At 66.9% G+C, this 8969-nt stretch carries 7 protein-coding genes; 3 read left to right on the forward strand and 4 right to left on the reverse strand.

The features are described 5' to 3' along the window. Positions 1-190: 190 nt before the first annotated feature. Complete coding sequence (locus ACFUTU_RS20865) at positions 191-2389, reverse strand: hypothetical protein (protein WP_377967806.1); 2199 nt, start codon at positions 2387-2389, stop codon at positions 191-193. Between the two features lie 222 nt (positions 2390-2611). Between ACFUTU_RS20865 and cobA the strand changes: the two genes are divergently transcribed. Together cobA and ACFUTU_RS20875 are read left to right on the forward strand one after the other, a co-directional pair. Continuing rightward, positions 2612-3883, forward strand: a complete 1272-nt coding sequence (gene cobA, locus ACFUTU_RS20870; protein WP_377967808.1) for a uroporphyrinogen-III C-methyltransferase — start codon at positions 2612-2614, stop codon at positions 3881-3883. An 87-nt stretch (positions 3884-3970) separates the two neighbouring features. After that, positions 3971-5437: an FAD-dependent oxidoreductase gene (locus ACFUTU_RS20875; RefSeq protein ID WP_377967810.1), complete on the forward strand. Its 1467-nt coding sequence runs from the start codon at positions 3971-3973 to the stop codon at positions 5435-5437. 56 nt (positions 5438-5493) lie between these two features. Here ACFUTU_RS20875 and ACFUTU_RS20880 read toward each other — a convergent pair whose 3' ends face one another. Genes ACFUTU_RS20880 through ACFUTU_RS20890 form a run of 3 tightly spaced genes read right to left on the reverse strand, consistent with a single transcriptional unit; the run spans position 5494 to position 8201 of the window. Next, positions 5494-7011 (reverse strand): SRPBCC family protein, encoded by a 1518-nt coding sequence (locus ACFUTU_RS20880; protein WP_377967812.1) that lies wholly within the window; start codon positions 7009-7011, stop codon positions 5494-5496. Between the two features lie 34 nt (positions 7012-7045). Next, positions 7046-7873: a DUF1206 domain-containing protein gene (locus tag ACFUTU_RS20885; RefSeq protein WP_377967814.1), complete on the reverse strand. Its 828-nt coding sequence runs from the start codon at positions 7871-7873 to the stop codon at positions 7046-7048. 37 nt (positions 7874-7910) lie between these two features. Further along, on the reverse strand, positions 7911-8201 hold the full coding sequence (locus tag ACFUTU_RS20890) for a hypothetical protein (RefSeq protein ID WP_377967816.1): 291 nt from the start codon (positions 8199-8201) through the stop codon (positions 7911-7913). 168 nt (positions 8202-8369) lie between these two features. Between ACFUTU_RS20890 and ACFUTU_RS20895 the strand changes: the two genes are divergently transcribed. Continuing rightward, positions 8370-8903 (forward strand): hypothetical protein, encoded by a 534-nt coding sequence (locus ACFUTU_RS20895; RefSeq protein WP_377967818.1) that lies wholly within the window; start codon positions 8370-8372, stop codon positions 8901-8903. The last annotated feature ends 66 nt before the right edge of the window (positions 8904-8969 follow it).

Genomic DNA, 8969 nt, shown 5'->3' on the forward strand with positions numbered 1-8969 from the left:
GGGTCACACCTGGGGGCTCGGGACCCGGCTGCCAAACTGGGGCACCTCGACACGGGACACGCCAAGAATTGCGCGATCCAGGCCGTTTCTCCGGCCAAAGTGCCCCACGAGTGCAGCGGCACACCGAAACTTCGGGGCACAAGAAAGCCCGACGGCGATGATCGCCGTCGGGCTTTCTGCTCACTGAGGGTCAGCCTCGGGTCAGTGTGCCGCAGCCATCGACTGCAAAGCCCCTCACCCCTGAAGGAATTGTAACGACTACCCATCCGCTGGGAATGTCCCAATCCACGATGTCGGTGTACTCGCCGCTGAAACCTCGCAAAGTGGTCCACATGCAGAAGTCACTTGCCGCAGCGTACCCGTAGTACGTTCCCGGCAGGATATCGATGCCGACCCGATAAGTTCCGTCCCTGGTGATGCTTGTGGCCCTTGCCCCCGTAGACGGGACAGTCGTCCAGTTGCCGCAACCGTCGCTCTCAAAGCCAACGTCACCAGGAAGGATCTGCACGTAGGTCACTCCTGAGACGATGTCATTCTCAATGATGTCATCGAAGCTTCCCGAGAACCCGCTGAGTCGCGCCCAGTAGCAAAAGGATCCACCCGTGGACTTGTACAGCCCCGGCTTGATCTGGGTTCCCACGCGGTACGTGCCGTCGCCGCGGAGGACCGTCACCGCCCAGGTCGGAAGTTTCGCCGCCGGGCTCGCTGCCACCCGAGTGTCGTAGTAGGTTCTGCTGGCCGCGACCCGCACGGAGAGAGACTTCCCGTTGTCCGCGGCGTTTACACGGTAGGTCCTGTTACGTGCGCCGGAGATCGTCACGCCATTGCGGTACCACTGGTACGTGTAGGCGTACGGCGCGGGGGAGTAGGTGCCGGGGCTCGCCGTGAGCGTTGCCCCCAGCCATAGGGCTCCGGTGATCTTCGGCGCTGTCTTCAGGGTGATCAGCGCCTTCCCAACGGTAGCTGCCCCGGTGGTGACCGAACGGGTTGCATAGCCGGCCTTCGATACCGTCACCTTCACGTTCACCTTGGAACCGATATATCCGGGACTGAGGTAGAACCACGAAGCCGTTCCGCCACGGATTGCCACGCCGTTCCGGTACCACTGGTACTTGTAGCTGACACCTGCTGTCCACCCCTGCGATATGCCCAGGGTCTGGTTGTACCGGTGAACACCGGTCACGACGACGGACTTGGTGGCAACAATCGTCCCGGCTGCAATGGTGCGCGGGGCCGAGAACCGGTCCACGGTGACAAAGCCGGCCTTGGTGGCCCGGACGCGGACCTTGAGCGACTTGCCGTAGTCGGCCGCTGTGGTGGTGTACCTGTAGCTGACAGCACCGGCGATGGCTGCCGTTCCCCGGTACCACTGGTAGGACAGCCCGGCGCCGCCCGGAGCCCACGTTCCTGCAATCGACGTCTGTACCTGGCCCACGCGGGCGGTGCCGCTGACGGTCGGCACGGGTGCGGTGACAAAGGTCCCGGCCACGCCAGTGACCTGGACGGAGGAGCGCTCCACTGTTGTGTAGCCCGGTGCGGACAGGGTGGCCTTTGCCCACAGTTTCTGTCCGACGTCGGCGGGTGCCACCGTGTAGCGCGCGGCTGTGGCCGATGCGATGGCTGCAGTTCCGCGGAACCACTGGTAGGTGACGGTTCCCCACTGCGGAGTGCCCACTGAGAGTACCTGCCCCACAGCAGGCCTGCCGGTCACGGCGTTGCTCCAGACATTGTCGGAGAAGGCGGCCTCCCGTACCGTGACAGGCTCGGCGGACGCTTCCGTTCCGGAGGTTTGCGCGTCTGACGACGCCACGACAGTGAGCTGGATGCTCTTGCCGGCCATGGACGGGACGATGTTCAGGACATCAGCTTCGCCGACCGCGTGACCTGCAGTCTGGACGGGAACGCCGTCGATGATCCAGCTGTACTGGATCCAACCGGCACTATTGCTCCACTGGCCGCCGGTGGACGTAAGCGTGCCGCCGACGACGGGATCGCCCTCAATCAGCGGAAGGCTGATGTTTTCCGGGGCGGCCGGCGCCGCCTCCGCGGGCGCTGTTTCCGTGGGCACTTTTTCCGTGGGCGTCACCTCGGCGGGGACGGTTTCGGCCGGCGGGACCTCCGCCGACGGCTGCCCGTCCACCGCCGGATCGGCAGGCGCCGGGTCTACCGGAACCGACCCAGCCGGCGCCGGGTCAGCCGTTTGATCCACAGGCGCGGGGTCTACGGGAGCCGGTGCGGGCTCCGTGACTGCGCCTGCTTCCATCGGCAGCGCCTGTGCTGCCGGAGCCATCAGGAGTCCGGCGAGCAACGCGATGCTGCCGGCTGTGGCAATGCTCCTGGTCAGAAGACCAGGGCGCGTCCGCGTACGGACGTTTTCGTGCAGAGACAATTAGTCCCCTTCCCCCATGTTGAGACCGATTGAGACGGATTTGAGACCGATCAGAGATACTGATCCCAGATATTGTAGGGCCGGTCACAGACATTTCCGGTTCGGGAATCCGGGAGCGGGCGGAACGCAACAATCCGAGGCAATGTGACGCAGCGTTACCTTGCGTGAACTGGTGTTTCCGCGCCGTTGGTCGGGCCCGTAACACAGCCCTACCGTTGATTCATGGCAATTCAGGACATTTACCCCACGGCGCTGCGCCTCCTCGGCCGCCCCGTGCTGGTGGTGGGCGGCGGGCGCGTTGCTGCGCGCCGCGCGAAGGGCCTGCTCGACGCCGGTGCCCGCGTCACCGTGGTTGCCCCTGAGGCCACCGCCCCGCTCCGGGAGCTTGCCGACGCCGGCCTGCTCGTCTGGGAACCCCGTACCTACCGCTCGGAGGACGTTGACGGTGTCTGGTTCGTCCAGACCGCCACCGGCAATCCCGCCGTTGATACCCAGGTGGCAGCCGACGCCGAGGCGCAGCGCGTCTGGTGCGTCAACGCTTCCGACCATGAATCTTCCGCCGCCTGGACGCCCGCCGTCGCCGAAGTGGACGACGTCAAGATCGCCGTCAACGCCGGGGGAGACCCGCGCCGCGCCATGGCCCTGCGCGACGCCGTCGCCACTGCCCTGGAATCCGGCGATCTGCCGCTGCGCCGCCGCCGCGCCCACCGCGGATCCGTCGCCCTGGTCGGTGGCGGGCCCGGCGATACCGGCCTCATCACCGTCCGCGGCCGCCGGCTGCTCGGCCAGGCCGATGTCGTGGTGGCGGACCGCCTCGGCCCCCGCGAGCTGCTCAACGAACTTGCGCCCGACGTGCGCGTCATCGAGGTCGGCAAGACCCCCGGGCACCACCCCGTCCCGCAGGCTGAGATCAACCGGATCCTCGTCGACGAGGCGCTGCAGGGCCACCGTGTGGTCCGCCTCAAAGGCGGCGACCCCTACGTCCTGGGCCGCGGCGGCGAGGAAGCTGAATACTGCCGCCAGCACGGCGTCGAGGTTGAGGTGGTCTCCGGTGTAACTTCCGCCATCTCCGTCCCCGCCGCCGCCGGCATCCCGGTGACGCACCGCGGTCTGGCCAAGGGTTTCAGCGTTGTCACCGGCCACGAGGAACTGTCCGAGGTCCCGGCCCGCCCCGACCACACAGTGGTGCTGCTCATGGGCGTAGGCCAGCTGCGCGAATCCGCGTCCGCCCTCGGCAAAGCCGGTCTGCCCGGTGACACTCCAGTTGGTATTGTGGAAAACGGCTACCTGCCGGACCAGCGCGTCACCATCGGCACCCTGGGCACCATTGCCGACCAGGCCGAGGCCGCCGGCGTCGCCAATCCTGCAGTGATCGTCATCGGTGACGTTGTCCGCGTCAGCCCCTTCGCGCCGTCGCACTTCAAAACCGCTGACTACAGCACCACCAGCCCCAACAAGCCCCGCACAAGCACCACCCGCGTTCTCACCCCCTGAAACCCATCGATTGCTCCATAACTGCCCTTATGAAGGTTCAAAAGGGCGCCTACGGAGCAACCGATGCAGAAGAAAAGGAACACAGCCGTGTCAACCAGCACCACCGTAGGAACCGCCGCCCGCCCGTTGCGCGTGGCCGTCATCGGATCCGGCCCGGCCGGCGTCTACGCAGCGGACATCCTCACCAAGAGCGAGGCCGTCAAGAGCGGCGAGCTGACCGTGAGCATCGACCTCTTTGACCGCTACCCGGCGCCCTACGGCCTGATCCGCTACGGTGTGGCCCCGGACCACCCGCGCATCAAGGGCATCGTCAACGCCCTGCACAAGGTCCTGGACCGCGGCGACATCCGCTTCTTCGGCAACGTTGACTACGGCACGGACCTCTCCATCGAGGACCTGCGCGCACACTACGACGCCGTCATCTTCGCGACCGGCGCCATCAAGGACGCCGACCTGAACATCCCCGGCATCGAACTTGAGGGCTCCTTCGGCGGCGCCGACTTCGTGTCCTGGTACGACGGACACCCGGACGTTTCCCGCGAATGGCCGCTGGACGCCAAGGAAATCGCCGTGATCGGCAACGGCAACGTGGCCCTGGACGTGGCACGTGTCCTCTCCAAGCACGCCGACGACCTGCTGGTCTCCGAGATCCCGGACAACGTCTACGCCGGCCTGAAGGCCTCGCCCGTCACCGACGTCCACGTCTTCGGCCGCCGCGGCCCGGCCCAGGTCAAGTTCACCCCGCTGGAGCTCCGCGAGCTGTCCCACTCCAAGGACGTGGACATCATCCTGTACGCGGAGGACTTCGAATTCGACGAGGAATCCGACCGCCAGATCCAGACCAACAACCAGACCAAGACCATGGTCGGAACGCTCACCAACTGGATCGCCGAGCAGCCCGAGGACCTCTCCGAGCTCAAGGCCTCCCGCCGCCTGCACCTGCACTTCCTGCACAGCCCGGTGGAAATTTACGACGACGCCGAGAACCCCGGGCGCGTCAGCGGCATTAAGTTTGAACGCACCGAACTGGACGGCACGGGCAACGCCCGCGGCACCGGCGAGTACGTCGATTACCCGGTCCAGGCCGTCTACCGCGCCATCGGCTACTTCGGTTCCGCCCTGCCGGAAATCGAGTTCGACCACAAGAAGGGCGTCATCCCGAACGCCGGCGGCCGCGTCCTGGACGCATCCGGCGAGCACGTCCCCGGCATTTACGCCACCGGCTGGATCAAGCGCGGACCGGTCGGCCTCATCGGCCACACCAAGGGCGACGCGCTGGAGACCGTGACGTTCCTGCTGGAAGACCGCGAGAACCTGCCGGTGGCCGAGGCACCTGCTGCCGAGGCCGTCGTCGAACTGCTCGAAAGCCGCGGCGTGGAATACACCACGTGGGAAGGCTGGCTGGCCCTGGACGCCCACGAACTCGCCCTCGGCGCCGAGGCCACCGCTGCCGGCGGCTCGCACGGCGTTGAGGTTGTGCGTGAGCGCATCAAGGTAGTGCCGCGCGAGGACATGGTCGCCATCTCCCGCGACGGCATTGCCGCCAACGTCTAGAGCAACACCCGCGCAAATCACGTGGGCCCGCGCCTCAAGGTGCGGGCCCCTGTGCTTTAAGCCCCCGCGCCGCCGGCGGCCATCAGCTCCAGCCGGTCCAGGGTTTCCCGGTTGCGTACCGTGATGACCGGATCCCGCAGCGCCTTGGGAACAGCCAGGCCCGGGCCGCGGACCGCGTCCTCGGCTATCGTCACCCGGCACTGCCCGCCGAGATCTTCGAGGGTGATGACCACCTTGGCCTCCCCCATGGGCCAGCCGCGGGCGATCAGCTCAAGGCGCCTCTCCGGTTCCATCGCCGTCACCTTCGTTGAGTCGTTGATGAGCAGTGGCCAGGCGCCCACCGAGTGGTGGAGCAGGGCACCGACCTCAGGCCAGCGCGCGTCCACGTCACGGATTCTCGAGGCGCCGACCACCCAGCCGGAATAGAGCCATCCGTCCGCAATCACTTTCCAGACTGCCGATGCCGGTGAGTTGAAGACCTGGGTAACGGTTGACATGCTGTTCCTTTCGTCGGCCGAAGCCCGACGCCGGGCGGTGGCATTCGGGTCTGCGGCTGTGAACCCGGCGGGGTCCGGGGCGCCGATCATGCGGGCAGCGGGGCGCCGGGCGGCACGGTAGGAACGTTCCCGGAGGCGGCGTGTCCAGGCGTACGTTCCCGCGCCGGGCAGCGGGTGCTTCAGCGGGTCGAAGCGGATGGCAGTGTCCCCGCTGGCCGAGCCTCCGCGGGCTGCGGCGCCATCGTCGGCGTCTGCAGGGCCGGTGTCTGCAGGGCCGGTGTCTGCAGGGCCGGCGTTTGTGGGGCCGGCGCCGGTGGCCCTCAGGTGGAGCACACCGGCCTGCACCCACCGGCCGGCCGGGGTGGCATATGACAGGGCAAGAGTCCAGTCGCCGGTGGCCAACGACTCACTGAAGTTGCCCCCGGTGTCCGCGCGCCCCGTCGCACGCCCGGGCAGGGACAGGGTGCGCAGCCCCAGCAGGACAGGCCCGTTGGACCCCCTGTAGGGCATCAGCGTGGTGAACCTGGCGGTCCCGACGTCCAGCTTGGGCACCAGCAGGAACCGGCCCGGCACACCCCAGCCGGTCGAGGCGAACAGGACATCCCCGACGTCGGCACTGTCACCAAAGCGGTCACTGTCACCAAAGCCGTCAACGTCACCAAAGCGGTCACTGTCACCAAAGCCGTCAACGTCAGCGGCGCCGCCGGCGCCGGAAGCCGCGGAACCACCGGAACCGCGGGAAGCTGCCGAAGTCCGCAGCGCCAGGCCCAGAATGTCCGGCAGCGCCTCCGGAAGGCCCACGGAACGGGAAAACCGCCCGCGCACCTGGTGGGTCCCGGCGTCGTCGAGCCATGCAATGCCGCTGGCCGCCGGGAGCCCGGCAGCGGCGCGGCCCGCGGCGCCGGTGAGGGTCAGCTCTCCAACCAGGCTGATGCCCCGCGGATGGATGGGGCGCCCGGGCCGGACCGCCTTCAGGCCCCGGAACACGGCGGCAAATCCGCGGCCGGCGAGGTCAGCCGCCCGGTTGGAGGTCCGGTTGGGCGCGCCGCCCGGATCACCGCTGAACCGTCTTGTCATGCGTCGTCCTCCCACGGGTAGGGTTCTCCCAAAGCTACATCCTGCCGAACTTTGAACGGACCAGGGCGAAGATTCCGTAGCAGATGAAGCCGGCGCCGATCGCAAACAGCAGGTAGGGCCCGTACTCGTGGTCCCGCAAGGCCTTCAGGCTGCCGTCGAGGCCGGTGGACTCTTCGGGGGCGTGCTTGGCAGCCGCGATGGCGAAGAGCAGGCCGGCGAGGAACAACGCGATGCCCTTGGCCACATGCCCGGTGACGCCCAGGGAATCGATGAGCTTGCCCCGGCGCGTGCCGTCAAAGTGGAAGAGCTCCTCTTTGAAACCCCTGCGGAGCCCCTTCAGCACAAAGTAGATGCCCACACCGATGACCGTCAGGCCGAGCGCGCTGAGGATCACGGCGCCGAACGGATTGCTCAGCAGGGCCTGGCTCACGTCGCGCGTTGACTCGCCCGAGTCTCCGCGAAGCCCCACCGCAAAACCGGCGAAACTCAGGCCCACACTGCCGTAGGCGATCGCGAGGAAGCCGGAGGAGATCAGCTTACCGATCCGTTCTTTGCGGGGCAGGTGCCGGGCCCGGAGGGTGGCCTCGCTCAGCTGCCAGAGGGAAAGCCCGCCGCATCCGACCATGCCCGCCCACATGATGGCGGGCCCCCAGGGATTGGCGGCCAGCTGCTCAATGGCTCCGGTGGGCTCGGCCTGCCCGGGATGCCCCAGTGCCAGAGCAATCGCGATCGCCCCGACGATGATGTGCAGCAGGGCCATGACAGCGAAACCGGAACGCGCGACGACGTCGAGCGCCTTGGTGTTCGATGCAGCTTCCGCGGCGTCGGCTGCATCGCTGATTGTGGAGTCGTTGTCCGTCATGGCCTCCGCTTTGCAGTTCGGCGTGGTGCCCTCTGATTTAGCCGTTCATCGGACCCTCCGCATGGATGCGCTCGGAGCCCTCGCCCACGAGCCGCACCGTGCAGCGCACCACGAGGTCGTCAGGTGCCGTTTCGATGTCCACGAGGGCATCGCCCGCGCTGAGGATGGTGAATACTTCCGAGCCGGCGTCGACGTCGAAGCCCTTGCTCCTGGCGGCCTGTGTGGCGTTGGCCAGCGCCTCGCGTTTCAGTCCGTCCACGTACGACTGGTCGTCCTCGCGTTCAGAGTCGCCGAATGCCCAGCCAAAAAGTGTTCCTGATGATCCCATGGCGTTGATTTTACGCACAGAACCATTGATATTACGGGCTACCGTAACGTTAGTAAGTGTGCTTACCATATGGGGACCACCTCTTTGGTATGGCTGGCGGGCACCTTCGCTAAGGGTTCGCAGAAGCCACTGTTCCGGATTGAACCTCTTTTGATTAGGAAGGACATCATGGCTGGAAATCTTTTTGCGCGGTCAGTTCACGACCTCACGGCAGCGGCCTGGTTCGGCGGCTCACTGATGGGTGCCGTCGGCCTCAACGGCGCCGCCGCGGAGGCGAAGGACCCGGCCGAACGCACGCGCCTCTCGAGCAGGGGCTGGATGAAATGGGCTCCTGTCCAGACGGGGGCCTTCGCAACCCACCTGCTGGCCGATTTGTTCATCGCGCTGGAAAACAAGGACAGGATTGCCAGCCAGGAGGGCGTGGCCCGGGACACTGTTCTCAAGACGGCCGTCACGGTGGCGGGAGCCGCGGTCACCCTGTACGCCGGCGTACTGGGGAAGAAGGTGGACAAGCTGGCCGAGGAGGGTGCCGAGGGCGCCACGGAGCCACGGCCAGGCTCGTCGGCCAAGCTCCAGTCAGCGCAGAAGCAGCTGAAGGCGCTGCAGTGGGCTATCCCCGCGTTCGCGGCCTCTGTCATTGTCCTGGGCGCCAAGCACGGCGAGATGCAGCGGCCCAAGAACGTGTTCAAGGGCCTGCGCTGACCGGTTCGCCTCAGCAAAAGCAAAGGCAATAACGGACGACGGCGGCCGGGCACCTGGGTGCCCGGC

It is taken from the genome of Arthrobacter sp. NPDC057388 (assembly GCF_042668165.1).
Lineage (GTDB): Bacteria > Actinomycetota > Actinomycetes > Actinomycetales > Micrococcaceae > Arthrobacter.